The sequence below is a fragment of the Halosimplex halophilum genome (assembly GCF_004698125.1).
Lineage (GTDB): Archaea > Halobacteriota > Halobacteria > Halobacteriales > Haloarculaceae > Halosimplex > Halosimplex halophilum.
In genome coordinates, this window is sequence record NZ_ML214297.1 from 1,837,439 (window position 1) to 1,854,098 (window position 16,660).

General features: G+C 71.8%; 16 protein-coding genes. 6 read left to right on the forward strand and 10 right to left on the reverse strand.

Annotated elements, in window-relative coordinates:
• Positions 1-23 precede the first annotated feature (23 nt).
• The 7 genes from E3328_RS09275 to E3328_RS09300 form a co-directional block, all read right to left on the reverse strand.
• Positions 24-338 (reverse strand): ferredoxin family protein, encoded by a 315-nt coding sequence (locus E3328_RS09275; protein ID WP_135364283.1) that lies wholly within the window; start codon positions 336-338, stop codon positions 24-26.
• Positions 335-1,729 (reverse strand): FAD-dependent oxidoreductase, encoded by a 1,395-nt coding sequence (locus tag E3328_RS09280; RefSeq protein ID WP_135364284.1) that lies wholly within the window; start codon positions 1,727-1,729, stop codon positions 335-337. Before E3328_RS09280 ends, E3328_RS09275 begins: the two co-directional genes overlap by 4 nt.
• Positions 1,726-2,772 carry an electron transfer flavoprotein subunit alpha/FixB family protein gene (locus E3328_RS09285; protein ID WP_135364285.1) on the reverse strand — a complete coding sequence of 349 codons (1,047 nt, stop codon included), beginning with the start codon at positions 2,770-2,772 and terminating at the stop codon, positions 1,726-1,728. The genes E3328_RS09280 and E3328_RS09285 overlap by 4 nt, the downstream gene beginning before the upstream one ends.
• Positions 2,769-3,560 (reverse strand): electron transfer flavoprotein subunit beta/FixA family protein, encoded by a 792-nt coding sequence (locus E3328_RS09290; protein ID WP_135364286.1) that lies wholly within the window; start codon positions 3,558-3,560, stop codon positions 2,769-2,771. Before E3328_RS09290 ends, E3328_RS09285 begins: the two co-directional genes overlap by 4 nt.
• Before the next feature lie 13 nt (positions 3,561-3,573).
• A complete protein-coding gene (locus E3328_RS21935; protein ID WP_167837350.1) occupies positions 3,574-3,750 on the reverse strand; it encodes a hypothetical protein in 177 nt (58 codons plus the stop codon).
• 8 nt (positions 3,751-3,758) lie between these two features.
• On the reverse strand, positions 3,759-4,118 hold the full coding sequence (locus E3328_RS09295; protein WP_135364287.1) for a winged helix-turn-helix domain-containing protein: 360 nt from the start codon (positions 4,116-4,118) through the stop codon (positions 3,759-3,761).
• 92 nt (positions 4,119-4,210) lie between these two features.
• Positions 4,211-7,252, reverse strand: coding sequence for a PAS domain S-box protein (locus E3328_RS09300; protein ID WP_167837351.1), 3,042 nt, complete (start codon positions 7,250-7,252; stop codon positions 4,211-4,213).
• Between the two features lie 165 nt (positions 7,253-7,417).
• Between E3328_RS09300 and E3328_RS09305 the strand changes: the two genes are divergently transcribed.
• Positions 7,418-7,726 (forward strand): Hsp20/alpha crystallin family protein, encoded by a 309-nt coding sequence (locus E3328_RS09305; RefSeq protein ID WP_135364289.1) that lies wholly within the window; start codon positions 7,418-7,420, stop codon positions 7,724-7,726.
• A gap of 147 nt (positions 7,727-7,873) precedes the next feature.
• Here E3328_RS09305 and E3328_RS09310 read toward each other — a convergent pair whose 3' ends face one another.
• Positions 7,874-8,560: a hypothetical protein gene (locus tag E3328_RS09310; protein WP_135364290.1), complete on the reverse strand. Its 687-nt coding sequence runs from the start codon at positions 8,558-8,560 to the stop codon at positions 7,874-7,876.
• A 105-nt stretch (positions 8,561-8,665) separates the two neighbouring features.
• On the opposite strand from E3328_RS09310, the gene E3328_RS09315 reads away from it, so the two are divergent.
• Complete coding sequence (locus E3328_RS09315; protein ID WP_246022948.1) at positions 8,666-9,682, forward strand: hypothetical protein; 1,017 nt, start codon at positions 8,666-8,668, stop codon at positions 9,680-9,682.
• A 24-nt stretch (positions 9,683-9,706) separates the two neighbouring features.
• On the forward strand, positions 9,707-10,243 hold the full coding sequence (locus tag E3328_RS09320; protein ID WP_135364292.1) for an SRPBCC family protein: 537 nt from the start codon (positions 9,707-9,709) through the stop codon (positions 10,241-10,243).
• 31 nt (positions 10,244-10,274) lie between these two features.
• Here the strand turns inward: E3328_RS09320 and E3328_RS09325 are convergent, their stop codons facing one another.
• Positions 10,275-10,847 (reverse strand): hypothetical protein, encoded by a 573-nt coding sequence (locus E3328_RS09325; protein WP_135364293.1) that lies wholly within the window; start codon positions 10,845-10,847, stop codon positions 10,275-10,277.
• A 176-nt stretch (positions 10,848-11,023) separates the two neighbouring features.
• Here E3328_RS09325 and E3328_RS09330 point away from each other — a divergent pair, with 176 nt between their 5' ends.
• From E3328_RS09330 to E3328_RS09340, 3 genes are all read left to right on the forward strand, one after another.
• Positions 11,024-12,316, forward strand: coding sequence for a transporter (locus E3328_RS09330; protein WP_135364294.1), 1,293 nt, complete (start codon positions 11,024-11,026; stop codon positions 12,314-12,316).
• A gap of 130 nt (positions 12,317-12,446) precedes the next feature.
• Positions 12,447-14,219, forward strand: a complete 1,773-nt coding sequence (locus tag E3328_RS09335) for an ABC transporter permease (protein ID WP_135364295.1) — start codon at positions 12,447-12,449, stop codon at positions 14,217-14,219.
• Positions 14,220-14,409: 190 nt separating this feature from the next.
• The gene (locus tag E3328_RS09340; protein ID WP_135364296.1) at positions 14,410-15,519 is read left to right on the forward strand and encodes an ABC transporter ATP-binding protein; all 1,110 of its coding nucleotides are present in this window, start codon (positions 14,410-14,412) and stop codon (positions 15,517-15,519) included.
• Between the two features lie 60 nt (positions 15,520-15,579).
• Here the strand turns inward: E3328_RS09340 and E3328_RS09345 are convergent, their stop codons facing one another.
• A complete protein-coding gene (locus tag E3328_RS09345) occupies positions 15,580-16,578 on the reverse strand; it encodes a substrate-binding domain-containing protein (RefSeq protein ID WP_135364297.1) in 999 nt (332 codons plus the stop codon).
• Positions 16,579-16,660: the final 82 nt, after the last annotated feature.

Sequence of the window (16,660 nt, forward strand, 5' to 3'; positions counted from 1 at the left end):
CGGTGTGACTCGTGGCCCGGGGTTCACCCGTGTTTGTACGTGACCCCGGCGCCGGTGTCGGGGTAGGTCCACTCGACGTTGCCGTGGGGGCAGGCCCACCGGCAGCTGCCACATTCGAGGCAGTTCTCGTAGGCGATCTCCGGGACGCCGTCCTCGCCCACGCGCCAGACGCCGGCGGGACAGACGGCGGCGCAGTCGTCGGTGCGGCACTTCTCGGCGCAGATCCCGGGGATCGTCACGTCGAGGTGGGACTCGCCGGGGTCCTCGTACTTGACGGTGTAGAGGCGGTCTTCGAGCGATTCGTTGTCGACGTTCGGGACGCCTGGTTGGACACTCATAGCAGGTTTCGGTAACGGACCGCGAGCTTCGCGGCCCCGGTGTAGCCGCCGACGGCCTGCAGGAGTTCCCGCTTGGCCGTCGCGGCGTGGTCGTCTTTGGGCGCTCTGTCCATCCGGAAGTACTCGCTGCCGGCGTCGGCGACCGCCCGCGGCAGCTCCTCGAACAGCAGCTGGCGGTCCTCCTGCACGCGCTCGATCAGCCACTCGTAGCGGTCGAGATTCCGGACGACGAACGACGATTCGAGGGCCTCGCGGTAGCCCGCGAGCGCGTCGGCGTCCGTGCGACCCCGCTGGACGGCGTCGGCGACCGCCTTGCCGGCGTGATAGCCGCTCTCGACGGCCATGTTCGTGCCTTCGAGGTGGAGGCCGTTGTTGAGGACCAGTCCCGCGGTATCACCGACGAGGACCGCGCCATCGTGGACGAGCTGGGGGATCGCCTCGGCGCCGCCCTCGGGGATGGTCTTGGCGGTGTACTCGACGGTGCGGGCGCCCCGAAGCAGGGGCGCGACCGCCGGGTGGGTCTTGAAGCCGTCCAGCGTCGCCTCGGGGTCGGGCTGGCCGGTGGCGGCGTCCGAGAGGCGGTAGGCCAGCCCGACACTGACGGTGTCCTCGTTGGTGTAGACGAAGCCGCCGCCGAAGGCGTCGCCGACCGCGCCCTCGCCGAAGTAGTGATAGGAGGCGCCCGCGTCGCCGCTCACCCTGAAGCGGTCCGCGATCGCGTGCTCGCGGTCGGGGAACTCAAGGACTTCCTTGACGCCGACGGCGACGTTCTCGCGGCGCTCCGGCGCTTTCAGGTCGGCCCGCTCGCTCACCAGCGAGTTGCCGCCCTCCGCGAGGACGACGTAGGGGGCTCGCACGGTCCCGTCCGGACGGTCGGTCTCGACGCCGACGACCCGACCGTCCTCCCGGAGCAGATCGGTGACCGTCGTCCGGCAGACCAGCGTCGCGCCGGCCCCGACCGCCTGCTCGGCGAGCCACTCGTCGAATTCGCCCCGGCGGACGGTGTAGGAGTCGTTGTGCGGCGGCTCGTGCCACTCGCCGGGGCTGAGCGAGACGGCCGTCTCGTCGTCGTCGGTGAGCATCCCGAAGCGGCGCTCGGCGATGTATCGCTCCAGGGGCGCCGACTCGATGTCGACGAGCTCACGCAGCGTCGGGGTGTAGAGCACGCCGCCGAAGACGTTCTTCGCGCCGGGGAACCGGCCTCGCTCGACCATCAGCACGTCGAGCCCGTTCTCGGCCATCGTCAGCGCGGCGGTGCTGCCGGCCAGCCCCGCGCCGACGACGACGGCGTCGAAGGCGCCGTCGTAGTCCGGCGTCGCCGTCTCCCGGCTGTCCAGGTCGATACGGTCGGCTCCTGCGTCGGTGTCTGCGTCGATTTCGGCGTCGCTCATGGTTTGGCCTCCGGTTCTGCGTCGGCGTCGACGAGTCCGTCCTCGCGGAGCCGCTCGGCCAGCGCCGGACAGACCTCGAAGAGGTCGCCGACGACGCCGTAGTCGGCGTGCTCGAAGATCGGCGCGTTGGGGTCGTCGTTGACGGCGACGACGACCTCGCTGTCGTTCATCCCCTCGACGTGCTGGACGGCGCCGGAGATACCGACGGCGACGTACAGCTCCGGCCGGACGGTCTTGCCGGTCTGGCCGACCTGGCGGGAGCCGTCGACCCAGCCCTCGTCGACGGCCTTCCGGCTGGCCGCAAGCTCCGCGTCGAGCGCGTCGGCGAGCTCCTCGGCCGGGGCGAGGTCGCCGTCGCAGCCGCCGCCGACGGCGACGATCCGGTCGGCCTCCGTGATGTCGGCCGTGTCGCCGACGACCCGTTCTCGGACCTCGCTCAGGGTGTCGCGCTCGTCGACGACCACGTCCACCTGTTCGGTCTCGCCGTCGCGGTCGGGGTCGCGGTCGGCCGCCGCGAAGACGCCGGGGCGGACGGTCGCCATCTGCGGGCGGTGGTCCTCGCAGACGATGGTCGCGAGGACGTTCCCGCCGAACGCCGGCCGGCGGGCCTCCAGCAGGCCGTCGTCGTCGACGCCCAGCTCCGTGCAGTCGGCGGTCAGCCCGGCGTGGGCCGGCACGGCGACCCGGCCGGCGAAGTCCCGGCCGGTGTGGGTGCCGCCGATGAGGACGACCGCGGGGTGGCGGTCCTCGACGAGCGCGCGGAACTGCTCGCCGTACGGGTCCGCGCGGTAGGGCTCGAAGACGGGGTCGTCGGCGACCAGCGCGCGGTCGGCACCGCGCTCGACGGCCTCGCGGGCCACCTCGTCCACGTCTTCGCCGATCACGAGCGCGACCAGGTCCTCGCCGAGGTCGTCGGCCAGCCCGCGGGCCTCGCCGAGCAGTTCCCACGAGACGGTCATCACGTCGCCGGCGTGCTCCTCGACGAACACCCACACGTCGCTGTAGGCGTCGGGGTCGACGGCGCCGGCCTTCTCGCCGCTCATCCGACCACCCCCGCGTCGGCCAGCGCGTCGGCCAGCTCCGCGGCGTCCTCGACGGTCTCGCGCTCGCGCTCGACGGGCTCGACCGTCTCCATGCCGCCGACCTCCGTCGGCGAGGCGCCGATACCGACCTCGCCGTCGTCGAGCCCGATGTCCTCGGCCGACAGCTCCAGCGGCTCGAACTCGGTCTCGGCGTAGAGCTTGCGGTGCAGGCCCGCGGGCCGGGGCTCGAACTCGCCGTAGGCGACGGCGACGACGACCGGGAGGTCGGCGGCGACGATCTCGTAGCCGCCCTCGACGTCGCGGCGGGCGACGAGGCGGCCGTCGTCGAACTCCGGTTCGAGCGCCTCGGCGTAGGTCACCTGCGCCCACCCGAGGTGGGCGGCGATCCCCGGCGGGACCTGGCCGGTCGAGGAGTCGGTGGTCTCCTCGCCGCAGACGAACACGTCGGCGCCGAGCGACTCGGCGGCCGCGGCCAGCGTCAGGCTCGTCGGCCAGGTGTCGCTGCCGGCGAACGCGCGGTCGGTGATCAGCGCGGCGTCGTCACAGCCCATCGCGACCGCTTCTTCGAGCACGTCCGTCGCCGTCGGCGGCCCCATCGTCACGGCGACGACGGTCCCGCCCGCCGCGTCGCGCAGGGAAAGCGCCGCTTCGAGCGCGTCGCGGTCCGGCGGGTTCAACACCGCCGGCGCGCTCGCCCTGTCGAGGTGTCCCGTGTCGGGGTCGATCCGTACTTCGTCGTCGTCGGGCACCTGCTTGACGCCGACGACGATCGTTGGGTCCGTTGTCATGTGGTGGTCTCCGTCAGTAGTCGTGTCTCGCGGTCGGTCGCTCCCGGGTGTCGACGCAGCGCTCGATGGTCACCCGGTGTTCGACGCCCTGGTCGCGTTTGTGTGCCCGCTCGGCGGACAGCGCCTCGGCGACCGAGCCCGCCTCAGTGGCGAACGAGCACGTGTCACAGTCGACGCTGAACCGCGCCATCGTCCCGGTCAGTCGCTCCCGACCGGCGAGGGCGGCCGGTCGCCCGGCGAGACGGGGGTGGTCGGGTCGGGTGATTCGTCGACGAACTCGACGGCGAAGCCCTCCTCGCCCATCCGGACCACGGCGCCGTCGAAGTTCAGTTCGTAGACGTTCTTCGGCCGGCAGTCCTCCGGCAGCCGGTTTTTCTCCGCCACGAGGTCGGCCTCCTGGAGCCGGTTGACCTTCCGGTAGGCCGTCGACAGCGGGATGTCACACTCCTCGGACAGCTCCGGGATGGTCCTGGCCTCCTCGCGCACCGCGTCGAGGATCGTCGTGCAGTCCTCGTCACCCACCGCGTCGAGGAACGCCCGGTCTCTGGTTGCGCCCATCTGTACGCGAACGTTCTCCCCCCGCGTCCATAGCCGACGGAGCTATCTGACTAGTGAGTGGGATCTGAATAATTCGCCGAAATGCTAGTCAACTAGCCTTCGACGCGTGTCACGTCCGCCAGTGGCGCGTCCTCGGCCTCGACGAGGAGTTCGAGGACCTTCCTGGTGGCCTCGCGGACGTGGCGGTAGAAGGTGGGCGAGGCGATCCCGAGCACGTCGGCCAGTTCCTCGCCGGTGGAGTTGCGGGGGGAGGCGAAGTAGCCGGCGTGGTAGGCCAGCGCGAGCGCCTCGCGCTGGCGGTCGGTCAGCCGCTCGGCGACGGCGCTGCGGGTCAGCTCGACGGTCCGCACGTCGCGGTCGCGGGTCCGCTTGGCGACGAAGACGGTGTCCTCGCCGGCGGCCTCGACGGCGGTGATCAGCGCCTCCACGTCCGAGCGGGGCGCCGTCTCGCAGCGGACCGTCGCCGCCTCGCCGGTCGTCTCGAACTCGCGGACGGTCGCGCCGCGCTCGACCAGCGCGGCCACGGGGTCGGCGCCGCCGGTCACCTCGACGACGCCGGTCTCGCCGTGAGCCTCGACCACCCGGGCCCCGCCCACGCCGTCGCGGTCGGCGAGCGCCTCCGCGACCGCCTCCGGCCGGGCACCGTCGACGGCGACGTAGGCCACGTACGACCCCGCCGCGGCGGGCGCGACGCCGTTCAGCGAGAGCCGACAGCCCAGCTCGCCCGCGACGCTCGCGGCCGGCGAGTCGCGGGCGCCGACCTCGAACTCCAGCTCGACGACGGTGTCGGTGTGGAGCAGCTGCCGGTTCTCGGCGGCGTTGATGGCGTGGCCGACCCGCTCGCCGAGTTCGCCCAGGAGCCCCCGCTCGTACTCGTCGAAGGCGTCGGGCCGCGCCGAGTAGACGGTGACGACCCCGAGCACGGACTCCCCGTAGACGGCGGGGATCACCGCCTGGGACTGGAACCCGTGGGCCAGGGCGCGCTCGCGGCGCGGGCCCGCCTCGGGCGCCGTCGTCAGGTCCCGGACCGCCTGCACCTCGCCGTCGGCGACCGCGCGGCGGTAGAGGCTGTCCGCGGCTCCCGCTCCCTCACCGCCGCGCCCGTCGTCGCCGAGCCCGGGGTCGAGTCCTTCCACGAACGCGTCGTCGACGCCGGCCCACTCGCGGGGGGCGACCTCGTCGGCGGCCGTGTTGTACTCGCCGACCCACGCCGCGAGGTACGCCTCCGAGGCGGCCAGCTGCTCGCAGACCCCCCGGTCGACCGCCTCCCGGGTGTCGGCCCGCGCCAGCTCGCGGTTGATCGGCCGCAGGCTCTCGATGATCTGCTTGATCCGCCGCAGGGAGTTGCGCTGGCTCCGAAGCTCGCGTTCGCGGCGCTTCTGGTCGGTGATCTCGTCGTTGACGGCGACGAACCGCTCGATGTCCCCCGAGCCGTCGGCGATGGGGGCGATGGTCTGGTTGACGACGTAGGGCTCGCCGGACTTGCGGCGGTTGCGCACCTCGCCGGTCCACACCTCGCCGTCGCGGATCGTCTCCCAGAGGTCGGCGAAGAAGTCGGGGTCGTGCTCGCCGGAGTTGAGGATCGAGGGGTCGGCGCCGACCGCCTCCTCGGCGCTGTAGCCGGTCACCCGCTCGAAGGTGGGGTTGACGTACTCGATGGTGCCGTCGGTGTCGGTGACGTAGACGGAGTGGCCCGCGTGCTCGACGGCCTTCCGGAAGGTGCGCAGCTCCTCCTCGGCGCGCTTGCGGGCCACCAGCGCCCCGAGGTCGGCGGCAACGTCGGTGACGGCCTCGACCAGCTCCTCGTCGGCGGCCCGCCGCTCCCGGAGGAAGAAGGTCAGCACCGCGACGACGCCGTCGTCGGTCTCGATCGGGACGCCCAGCGCCGCCTGGAGACCGACTTCCTCGGCGGCCCCCGTCCGGTGGAACGTCGACTCGGGCACCGCCGAGGCGTCCGGGATCCACTCGGCCGCTTCGCTCGCCCAGACCCGTCCCGGCAACCCCTCGTCGGCGTCGAAGGTCACGCCGCGGCTGGCCGCCAGGAACGGCTCCAGCCGCTCGGACGCGGCGTGGCCGACGAGGTGTTCGAGACGGTCGCCGTCGTCGGACGGGACCCACGCCTCGCCGTAGGCCCACTGGGTGCGCGCACAGACCGCTTCGAGGGTCGTCTCGACGCCCTCGCGGAACCCGTCGGCGCCGGCGATGGCGTGGTTGACCGTCGCCAGCAGCTCGCGCTCGTCGGCCAGCCGCTTGCGGTCGGTCCGGTCGCGCAGCCGCAGGTCGAACCCCCGGACGCGCCCGTCACCGTCCCGCCGGGCCGCGACCGCGACGCGCGCCCAGAAGTCGGTCCCGTCGCGTCGCAGTCGCCACCCCTCGGTCTCGACCGCGCCCTCGGCGCGCGCACGGGCGAGGGTCTCCGCGGGGTCGGCGTCGGCGTCCTCGGGGTACAAAAGCGACAGGTCCGCGCCGACCGCCTCGGCGGCCGACCAGCCGGTCAGCGCCTCGGCCCCGCCGCTCCAGGCGGTGATCCGCCCGTCGGCGTCGAGTTCGATGCGAGCGGTATCGTCGTCCAGCGCGCCGCGGGCGGTGTCGTCCGCGGACGGGTCGTCCCCCGGTGCGTCGTCCCCGGCGTCCTCCGCCGACGCGCCGCGTGTGGCGTCGCCGTCCGAGGCGGCCGGCACAGCCCGCTCGCCCCGCGTGAGCGTCACGACGACCCGCCCGCCGTCGGCGGGGCTGACCGTCGCGGCGACGCCGCCCTCCGCCGCACCGACGGCCGCGTCCGGGCCTCTGCCTCTGTCCGCGCCGGCGTTCGCGTCCGCCCCGGCGTCTCCGTCCGGCCCGCGCCGGTCGACTCGCCGCTCCGCGCCGCCGTCGGCGACCGCCGCGACCGCGTCGACCGCGCGGTCGGGCAGGACCGACTCGACGGCGCTCCCGGCCAGGTCCGCCGGTTCGCGCCCGAGGTACCGCCCGGCGCGGTCGTTGGCGAACGCGACCCGCCCGCCGTCGACGACGAGGACGCCGGCCGCGGCCGCGCCGGCGACGGCTTCGAGTGTCGCCCCCGTGTCCGCGCCGTCGACCGCGTACCCGCGCTGGTCCCGTTCACCCGTCTCCGGCCGCGATCCGTTGCCCGTCACGCCGGGAACTACGTCGCGAGCGCGCAAAAGCGTATTCCACGGGGCGGGGCGCCCGTCCCGTGAGTTCCGCCGACCGGCCCGCGCGCCGGCCGGCGTTCTCAGCGAGCTGTAACTACCGAAACGCAGGTACGCCGGTGTGGGGTAGCATCCAACGAGGCGAGTCCGATGACACACCATCCCGACCACGAGATCGAGCTGTACCGCGACGACGGGATCTACCGGGTCTTCGTCGACCTGCAGGGGTTCGATCCGGCGGACATCGACGTGACGTGGGTCAACAACCGGCTGACGGTCTCGGCGCGGCGAACGGGCGGGCCGGGGAGCTCGCGGGTGTTCGACCACCAGGTGAACGTCCCGCGGGCCGTCGACGCCGACGGCATCACCGCGACCTACCGGGACGGCGTCCTCGACGTGGAACTCCCGGTCGCCCCCGAGGACGACCCGCCCGGCCGGGCGATCGAGATCGAGGAGTAGCGGCGGTCGACCGGGCGGGGGTGGGCACCGAAAGGCCGGGGGCAGCGGGACGCACCCCGCTGCCCCCGTCGGACGGTCGTGGCACCCGTCGTCGCGGACCCGTGGTCCCGCGCGCCGCTATCGGTACACGGCCGCGGCCCGCGCGGGTCAGACCACGGTGAACTGGTCGGCGACCTTCGTCTCGACGGACTCGTCCTCCGCTTCGACGGTGACCTCGTAGCGGTAGGTCCCGCGTTCGGTCTCGGGGCTGGTGGCGATCTTCGACCCCCAGGTGTCGGCGTCGTAGGCCTCGTGGTCGCCCTCCCAGTTCAGCTCCAGCGGGCCGTACTCGGCGTCGGGGAACTCGACGCGGACGGCGTCGACGGCGTCGTCGTCAAGCGGCTCCCCCGTCTCGGGGTCGTAGAGCGCGACGTGGAGGCCGACCTCCATCCCGGCGGCGAACCGGCCGAGGCTGGCACAGGCGGTGGTCGTCGGCGGCGGCGTCGGGGTCGGCGTGGGGGTCGGCGTCGGGGTCTCCTCGGAGCCCCCGTCGGGGTCGTCGGTCCCGTTGCCGTCGCCGGGGTCCGACGGGGTGGCCGGGCCGACGGGCTCGTCGGTGGTGGTCGTCTCGGTCGTGACCGTCGGCGTGTCGGTGTCGTCGTCGCCCGTCCCGGGGTCGGTGATGTACTGACAGCCGGAGACACTCGCCGTGGCCCAGGTCGCCGCGCCCGCCGCCATGAGTCGCCGTCTCGTCACTCGCCCGTCGCTCGACCCCGACCGTTCGTCCTCGCCAGGCGGTTCGCCCTGTTCGCCCGCGCGGTCGTCGCGGTCGACGCCGGAGGTGTCGTCAGCCATCTCGCTAGGGTCTTCGGCTGGTTTCGGGTAAAACGGCGGGCGTATCTCCCAGCGAGTAGGAACTACGGGGAGGGTTTAGTCGACACCTCCGGGAGTTGTGTGTGTATGAGCCGCGACAGCAGCTACTCGACCGAGGAGGAATCGCTCGCCGGACCCGACGACGGCGACGGCGGAGCGACCCGCCGGCGCGTGCTCGCCGGCGGCGCCGCCAGCTGGGCCACCGTCGCGCTCGCGGGCTGTCCCGGCGGCGAGGCCGACACCGCCACCCCCGAGCCGGCGGCCACCGACACGGAGACGCCGACCGACACGCCGACCGCGACGCCCGAGCCCGAGCCGGAGAACTACGTCGTGACCGCCGAGACCGGGACCGGCGAGGTCCCCGAGGGCGCCGCGTTCGCCTCGGCGTGTTCGGCGACCCGGCGGTTCGTCCCCGGGATGCTGGCGGTCTTCTACGTCGGCATCTACGACCCCGAGACGGGCGACCAGCTCACGGACGAGGACCTCGACAGCGTCGTGGTCAACGTCGACGGCGGCGAGACGGTCGAACTCGCGTGGGCCGGCGACGACGAGGAGAACCCCGCCGACGAGTGGAGCGGCTCCTGGCAGCTCCCCGACGATATCTCGACGGGTACCTACACCTACACCGTCGAGGTCACCGACGGCGACGCGAACTTCCGGGCCGTGGGCATCCTCGAGGACGCCATCGAGGTCATCGAGTACTCCAACCCGACGAACTACGTCGTCACGACCGAGACGTTCTGGAACGGCGCGCCCGTCGAGGCCGCGAGCGGCTTCGTCGGCGGCTGCGTCCCCGAGCGGCAGTTCAGCCTGGAGATGGACGTGACCTTCTCGGTCGGCATCTACGACGGCTCTAGCGGGGATCTGGTCGGCGGCGACGCGCTCGACTCCGTGACGGTGGAATCGACCGACGGCGCCTTCGACCCCGTCGAGCTGTCCTGGCAGGAGGGCGGCGAGGAGTCGACCGCCCAGTGGACCGGCACGCTGGAGACCGAGACGCTCGACCCCGGCAGCTACGGCTACGAGGTGGTCGTCACCGACGGCGAGGCGAACTTCTACAACGTGGGGATCGCCTCGAACCAGTTCACGATCATCGAGGTGTAGCGACCCCTCTCCCCCCGCACATCAATGAGCCACCCAGACGACACGCGACCCGAGGAACCGACCGGCGACGACCCCGAGGAGTCCGCGGTCGACGACGGCGTCGAGCGCCTGGAGTTCGCCGACGCCGTCTACATCGACGCCGAGCCCGAGGCGCTGTGGGCGTGTCTGTCGGACCCGGAGACGCTCACGGAGTGCGTGCCCGGGGCCGACGCCATCGAGCGGCTCTCGGAGCGGCGCTACTCGGTGGAGATCACGCGGGGGGTGAGCCGCCTCACCGTCTCGCTGTCCGGCGAGGCCGAGTTCGTCGAGATGGACCCGCCGGACCACGTCGTCACGAGCGCGAGCGCCTTCGACTCGACGACCGGCAGCGAGTTCGACGTGCTCGCCGCCATGGAGATCCAGGACGGCGACCGCCACGCCTCGAAGCTGGCCTACAGGGCCGAGGTGACCTACAGCGGCGGCGCCGCCACGCTCAACCCGTCGGTGTTGCGCCCCATCGTCGAACGCGACATCGACACCTACTTCGCGAACCTCACGGCGGCCATAGAGAGCGACGACTGAGCGGGGGCGCCCGCCGTCGTCGCGGCCCGGGTCACCACAGTCCTCTGTGGCTCGTGAGCACGAACCCCGGCGGGTCCTCCGGGTCGCCGTCGCCGAACAGCTCCGCAAGGAACGACAGCGAGTAGGTGTGGCCGGCGATCTCGACCGGCCGCCGCTCGGGCGGCTCGTCGAAGCGCTCGGCGTACCGTTCGACCGTGTCGCGGTTGACCTGGAGGCCGTACCGGCGCCGCAGCAGCCGCTCGCAGGCGGTCGGCGACCGCTCGGCCGCGTGGAAGCGACACAGGTCGACGACGGGCTTGGCGTAGTCACAGTCCGGGTAGAACAGCCCCGAGAGGTCGCCCTGGTAGGAGCGCCCGCAGGCCGTACACTCGTACTGCTGGACGGCGACGCCCACGTCCTCGATCCCCTCGTCGGTGACCAGCCGCGCGACCGTCTTGGGCTCGCGCTGGGAGCCGTTCTTCCGGCGCTCGGTCGACCCGCAGCCGGGACACGGCCGCGGGTCGCCGGCCCGCTCGCCCGCGTAGCTCCGTAGCTCCTCGTGGATCGCGCTGACGAACAGCGGCGAGACGACCGGGTCCGGCGCCTTCTCCGTCGGGCCGCGCATGGGCAGTCGTTCGTCGTGCCCGCACAAGAATCTTCACGTCAACGTTCGACCGCCAATATCACGTTATCATTCTGATCTACCGACCCCGTATTTCACGTTAACGTTCGACCGATGTCTTCCCAGCAGATAGCAATCTGCGCTATCCGTTTATCCGTACGCGGGGTAGCAACGGGTGTATGACGGACCAGCGTTCAGCCGACGCCGAGCGGCCACACGAGGACCGACGGCGCCGGACCGGTTCGCCCTCGCGCCGGGCGTTTCTCGCGACGGGCGCGGCGGTCTCGGCGGCGTCGCTCGTGGGCTGTCTCGGGTCGGGTTCGACGGCGACCTCGACGCCCGACGCGGGCGGGGAGGCGACGAGCGGCGGGGGCGGATCGACGGCCGGCGCGAGCGCGACGGCGGCCGGCGAGCCCGAGCCGCCGTGGACGACGGATCAGCTCGCCGACTACGTCGACGACGGGGCGGAGGTCACCATCTACGCGGGGACGGGCGACTCCCAGCAGTGGTACGACCTCGTCGACGTGATCAACGACGAGTTCGGCACGAGCGTCGAGGCGACGGTGTTCGCCAGCGACGGCGCCGCGGTCTCCCAGCGGCTCCTCCAGGAGCGCCAGGCCGGCGAGGACAAGGCCGACGTGATCAGCGTCGCGTCGAACCTCCGGGACCGGATCAAACAGAAGGGCCGCGAGGAGGGGACCGCCTACGCGAAGGAGTGGTTCGAGTGGGGGATCGACGAGAACTTCTGGTTCACCGACGCCCTGCCCGACAAGCGGGTCCTCCCGTTCCTGGTGTCGGGGTTCAACGGCGGGGCCGGCGTCGTCCTCCCGGTGAGCACGGGGACCTTCGACGAGCGGGGGCTGGACTACCCCGAGACGTACAACGATCTGTTCGACGACCAGTACGAGGGGCTGGAGGTGGCCTTCTCCGGGTACGTCAGCTCCGGGATGATCGGCTGGATCACCCGCTACCACGCCGCGCAGACGGACATGGGCGAGATGGAGTGGATCCGGAGCCTGATGGACCGCTTCGAGGTGGTCGGGGTCGACTCCCACTCGGCCGGGATGCGCGAGGTCGGGAAGGGCAACGCCGCGATGATGCTGTACAACTGGCCGTGGGCCGCCGCCCCGTTCGTCAGGAACGAGGACCTGACGGTGGAGGGCATCTTCACCGACCCCGCCAAGCGCAACGCCACGGAGGGCGGCCTGAGCATCAACCGGAACGCGCCCCACCCGTGGGTCGCCCGCTACTTCGTCAGCGCGATGCTGGAGAAGCCGGTCCAGCGCCGCATCCTGACCGACGTGACCGACCAGGTGCCCGTCCGGACCGACCTGGATCTGTCCGGCATCGACGTCGACCCCTACACGGAGCGGCGGCTGAACGCGAACCTCTTCCCCATCGGATTCTGGGAGTCCGCCGAGTACTCCACGCTCGGCCAGAAGGTCGTCGACACCGGGATGTTCGAGCCGTAGCCGACGGTCGCGGCCGGCCGGGAGGCGCAGGCCGCCCCGGCGAACGAAGCGACCGACGGGACACCCCGACGGCGGTTTCCACTCACAGCATGGACAGCACTGACCCCACGAACGCGTGCGGAGGCGAACGATGAGCGTCCGCAACGAGGTGGTCGCCGCGTTCAGGGACGGCATCGGCGGGCTCGCGGACCGCCAGTTTTCGGCCAAACGGTTCGTCCTCGGGACGGTGGTCGTCGCCGTCGCCGTCCTGACGCTGGTGCCGCTGGGCTTCCTGCTGTGGACGAGCGTCTGGTCGGGCTACCCCGGCGAGCTCGGCGGCGCGTTCACGCTCGCCCACTTCGTCGAGGTGTACCGCGAGGGTTTCTTCGACGTGCCGACGCTGCTGGCCAACACCCTGATCGTCGCGGTGGGGATGACGGTCACCGGTATCGCGCTCGGGCTCACCCTGGCGTGGCTGTTCGTGCGGACGAACCTCCCGACGAAGGGCGGGCTGGAGCTGGTCCTGCTGTCCGGACAGGCGATCCCGGGGTACGTCTTCGGGATCATGTACGTCACCGCCTACGGGCCGCAGAACGGGCTCGTCTCGGTCGCCGTCGCCGACGCCGTCGGCGTGGAGTCGCTCTCGGTCGGCCTGTTCACCCCGTGGGGGGTCGCGTTCGTCGCCGGGGTCAACGTCGTCTCGACGGCGTACCTCCTGACGGTGCCCGCGCTGCAGGACATGGACGCGTCGTTCGAGGAGGTGAGCCGGATCCACGGGGCGAGCGTCGCCGAGACGCTCCGGTCGGTCACGCTCCCGCTGGTGAAGCCGGCCGTCCTCTCGGCGGTGATCACGGTCTTCCTCTACGGGATGGGCGAGTTCGCCATCGTCTCGGTGCTCGGCTCGCGCCACGGGTTCGACGTGTACTCGACCGTGATCGGGTCGGCGATCAACTCCCGGTTCCCGCCCGCCTACGGCGAGGCCGCGGCGCTCGCCTGTAGCCTGCTGCTCGTGACGGGCGTGCTCGTCTACTACTACCGGCGGGTGACCGCCCGGAAGCGCGACTTCATGACGCTGACCGGGCGGAGCGGGCGACGGCGGACCTGGGACCTGGGTCGGTGGCGGTGGCCGGTGGCCGCCGGGCTGTGGGTCGTCGTCGGCCTCGTGTGGCTCCTGCCGATCCTCGCGCTGGCGCTCACGTCGCTGCACTCGACGTGGACCGGACAGGTCCAGCCGGCCCAGCTATCGGTCGAACACTACGTCACGGCGGTCACGAGCCCGGCGCTGCGCGAGGTGTTCGCCAACAGCGTCGTCGTCGCGGTCGGCGCGGCGACGCTCGGGACGGTCCTCGTCGTCGGGGCGGCCTACTACACCGAGCGGACCGACGGGCGCTTCCGCGGCGCGGTGGACTTCCTGACGCTCACGCCGCTTGCGGTGCCGGGGATCATCACCGGCGCCGGTCTCATCTTCCTGAGCCTCTGGCTCGGCAAGCTCCCCGGCGTGACGCTGTACGGGACGCTCGCCATCATCGCCCTCGGCTCTGTGATCGTCTTCCTCCCCGTCTCCTCGCGGATCGCGGTCGGGAACGTCGTCCAGATCCACTCGGTGCTGGAGGAGGCCGCCCGGGTCGCCGGCGCCTCCTGGCTCCGGCAGCTGCACGAGGTCTTCCTGCCGCTGTTCCGCAACACGGCGGTCGTCCTCTGGTTCTTCCTGGCGGTCCACGTGTTCCAGCTGTTGTCGATCCCGTGGATGACCTACTCCTCGGATACGGTGGTGATCCCCGTCGAGCTGTTCCAGCTGTACATGTACGAGCCGGCGCTGTCGCTGGTCGCCGCCATCTCGACGGTGTTCATCGGCCTCACCGTCCTCGTGGTGCTCGCGATGCGTGTCTGCGGGATCACCTTCTACGAACTCGGACAGCACTAGGCGTCGGTCGCCCCGGCTCTCCGGTCGGTTCGCCCCCGAGTTCCCGCGCCCCGCGCTCCGGGACGTTCCCACCGCGTAGAAATCCGCGGTGGGGGTTAATGCGTGGGCGCGGTACCGACACGTGAGCGCGGCGGGCCGTCGCCGAACCGGGACGACCGGCTCGTCGGCCCGCCGGGAGACCACCACAGCTATGGACACGGACACGCGGCTGACGGTACGGGACCTGGAGAAGGGGTTCGGCGGCGAGTTCCGGCTCTCGGGCGTCGACGTGACGGTCCGACCCGACGAGATCGTGGCCCTGCTCGGCCCGAGCGGCTGCGGCAAGACGACGGTCCTCCGCTGTGTCGCCGGCGTCGAGACCCCCGACGGCGGCGAGATCGCCGTCGACGGCGAACCGGTCTTCGACGGGGACAGGTCGCTGCCGCCCGAGCGCCGGGACCTGGGGATGGTCTACCAGAACTACGCGATCTGGCCCCACAAGACCGTCTACGAGAACGTCGTCTTCCCGCTCGAACACGCGACGGACGTGCCGAGCGACGAGTACGATCGGCGGGTCGCGGAGGTGCTCGAACTGATGGAGATCGGCGACCTCGCCGAGTCGCCGGCGACCGACCTCAGCGGCGGCCAGCAACAGCGGACGGCGCTCGCCCGCGCCATCGTCCACGACCCCGGACTCCTGTTGCTGGACGAGCCGCTGAGCAACCTCGACAAGGAGCTGCGCGAGCAGATGCGCTACGAGCTCCAGCGGCTGCAACACGAACTCGGGCTCAGCGTGCTGTACGTGACCCACGACCAGCAGGAGGCCTTCTACCTGGCCGACCGGGTGCTCGTGATGAACGACGGCGAGGTCGTCGAGCGCGGCGACCCGGAGACGCTGTACCGGCGGCCCGAGTCGCCGTTCACCCGGCAGTTCGTCGGCGTCCGCAACCGGTTCACCGGGACGACCGAGCGCGACGGCGACGGCGAGCGGGTCGTCCGGACGGGGTTCGTCGACTTCCCGCTGGGCAACGTCGACTACGTGGGCAACGGCGGCGAGACCGACGAGGTGGCGTGTTTCCTCCGCCCCGACGACATCAACGTCGGCCAGTTCGCCGGCGAGACCGACGGGCGCATCGAGCTGTCGGGGACCGTCGTCGCCGAGGGGATCATCGGCGACCGCTACGAGCTGACGGTCCGGGTCGACGACACCGACGCGACGCTGGTCGTCCACACCGACAGCTACCGGCAGTTCGACCGCGGCGACGGGATCAACCTCCAGTTCCAGCCGAAGGTCCTGCAGGTCTACGAGGCCGAGGCCTGACCGGCGCCGGAACCGGACCGGCCCCGACGGCGGTCGCGGGCTGGCCTCCGGTCGCTCGTTTCAGGTGCGCGCGACCGAGCAGTCGACGAACAGCTCGTCGAGGTCGTACGGCTCGGGGATCAGCCCCTGGCGGTCGGCGTACTCCTGGAACTTCTCCAGTTCGGGGACGGTCCGGTCGGTCAGTCCGTACTCCCAGGCGTCCTCGCCGAGGACCCGGTCCTGTTCGACGAGGTGCAGGTGCGCCCAGGTGTTGGTCGTGTGAGTGCTGGGGCTGAGGTTGGCTTCGAGGGCGTCGTCGCGGGCCTCGCGGAACGCGTCGAACAGCGAGACGGCGAGCCACGGGTGGTCGTCGAGGAGTTCGTCGCGGACGGCGACGGTGTGCATGATCGGGTGGATCCCGGTGTCGCGGTAGTACTCGCGTTCGGTCTCGACCGGGTCGTCGAACATGAGCGCGGCCTCGTCGGACTCGACGACGCTGTGGAACATGGCGTTGGCCGGCTCCATGGCGGCGACCAGGTCGCTGTCGAAGAACATCGCCCGCAGGTCGTCGGGGTCGACCATCGCCTCGCCGCCCTGCTCGCCCGGCACCGTCCGGATGTCGAAGCGGTCGGGGATCGAGACCGGCACGTCGTCCTCCTTGCGCCGGTACCAGGTCACGTCCGACAGGTCGAGGCCGTACCGTTCCCGGGCGATGCCGCGCATCCACACGTCCCGGGTCGTCTGCCAGGACTGGACGCCCACCCGCTCGCCCGCCAGGTCCGACGGGTCCTCGATGCCGGCGTCGGTCCGCCGGTAGCAGAACGACTGGGGGAACTTCTTGCACGGGAAGACGGGGATCGCGGTGAAGGGGTACTCCCCGGGGCGCTCCCGCGAGGAGAGGTACGACGCCAGCGACACCTCGCACACGTCGAACTCGCCCCGCTCGAAGAAGCGACGGTGGCGCCGCGGCGGGTACTCGGCGATGACGGTCGGGTCGACGCCGTCGGGTTCGACCGCGCCCGTCAGCAGCGACCGCGTCAGGTCGCGCGTCCAGCAGGCGATCGAAAGATCCAGTGCCATACCTCGACTTCCCGCGTCGCGGCCGTAAGCCCGGTCGAAAAGCCCGCTCGACGGGAGGCGACGCAACGCTTAACCGGACGAA

What these genes read in the sequence shown, in the direction of transcription:
- E3328_RS09275 (WP_135364283.1), bottom strand. Translation starts at nt 338, where the DNA reads ATGAGTGTCCAACCAGGCGTCCCGAACGTCGACAACGAATCGCTCGAA.
- E3328_RS09280 (WP_135364284.1), bottom strand. Translation starts at nt 1,729, where the DNA reads ATGAGCGACGCCGAAATCGACGCAGACACCGACGCAGGAGCCGACCGT.
- E3328_RS09285 (WP_135364285.1), bottom strand. Translation starts at nt 2,772, where the DNA reads ATGAGCGGCGAGAAGGCCGGCGCCGTCGACCCCGACGCCTACAGCGAC.
- E3328_RS09290 (WP_135364286.1), bottom strand. Translation starts at nt 3,560, where the DNA reads ATGACAACGGACCCAACGATCGTCGTCGGCGTCAAGCAGGTGCCCGAC.
- E3328_RS21935 (WP_167837350.1), bottom strand. Translation starts at nt 3,750, where the DNA reads ATGGCGCGGTTCAGCGTCGACTGTGACACGTGCTCGTTCGCCACTGAG.
- E3328_RS09295 (WP_135364287.1), bottom strand. Translation starts at nt 4,118, where the DNA reads ATGGGCGCAACCAGAGACCGGGCGTTCCTCGACGCGGTGGGTGACGAG.
- E3328_RS09305 (WP_135364289.1), top strand. Translation starts at nt 7,418, where the DNA reads ATGACACACCATCCCGACCACGAGATCGAGCTGTACCGCGACGACGGG.
- E3328_RS09310 (WP_135364290.1), bottom strand. Translation starts at nt 8,560, where the DNA reads ATGGCTGACGACACCTCCGGCGTCGACCGCGACGACCGCGCGGGCGAA.
- E3328_RS09315 (WP_246022948.1), top strand. Translation starts at nt 8,666, where the DNA reads ATGAGCCGCGACAGCAGCTACTCGACCGAGGAGGAATCGCTCGCCGGA.
- E3328_RS09320 (WP_135364292.1), top strand. Translation starts at nt 9,707, where the DNA reads ATGAGCCACCCAGACGACACGCGACCCGAGGAACCGACCGGCGACGAC.
- E3328_RS09325 (WP_135364293.1), bottom strand. Translation starts at nt 10,847, where the DNA reads ATGCGCGGCCCGACGGAGAAGGCGCCGGACCCGGTCGTCTCGCCGCTG.
- E3328_RS09330 (WP_135364294.1), top strand. Translation starts at nt 11,024, where the DNA reads ATGACGGACCAGCGTTCAGCCGACGCCGAGCGGCCACACGAGGACCGA.
- E3328_RS09335 (WP_135364295.1), top strand. Translation starts at nt 12,447, where the DNA reads ATGAGCGTCCGCAACGAGGTGGTCGCCGCGTTCAGGGACGGCATCGGC.
- E3328_RS09340 (WP_135364296.1), top strand. Translation starts at nt 14,410, where the DNA reads ATGGACACGGACACGCGGCTGACGGTACGGGACCTGGAGAAGGGGTTC.
- E3328_RS09345 (WP_135364297.1), bottom strand. Translation starts at nt 16,578, where the DNA reads ATGGCACTGGATCTTTCGATCGCCTGCTGGACGCGCGACCTGACGCGG.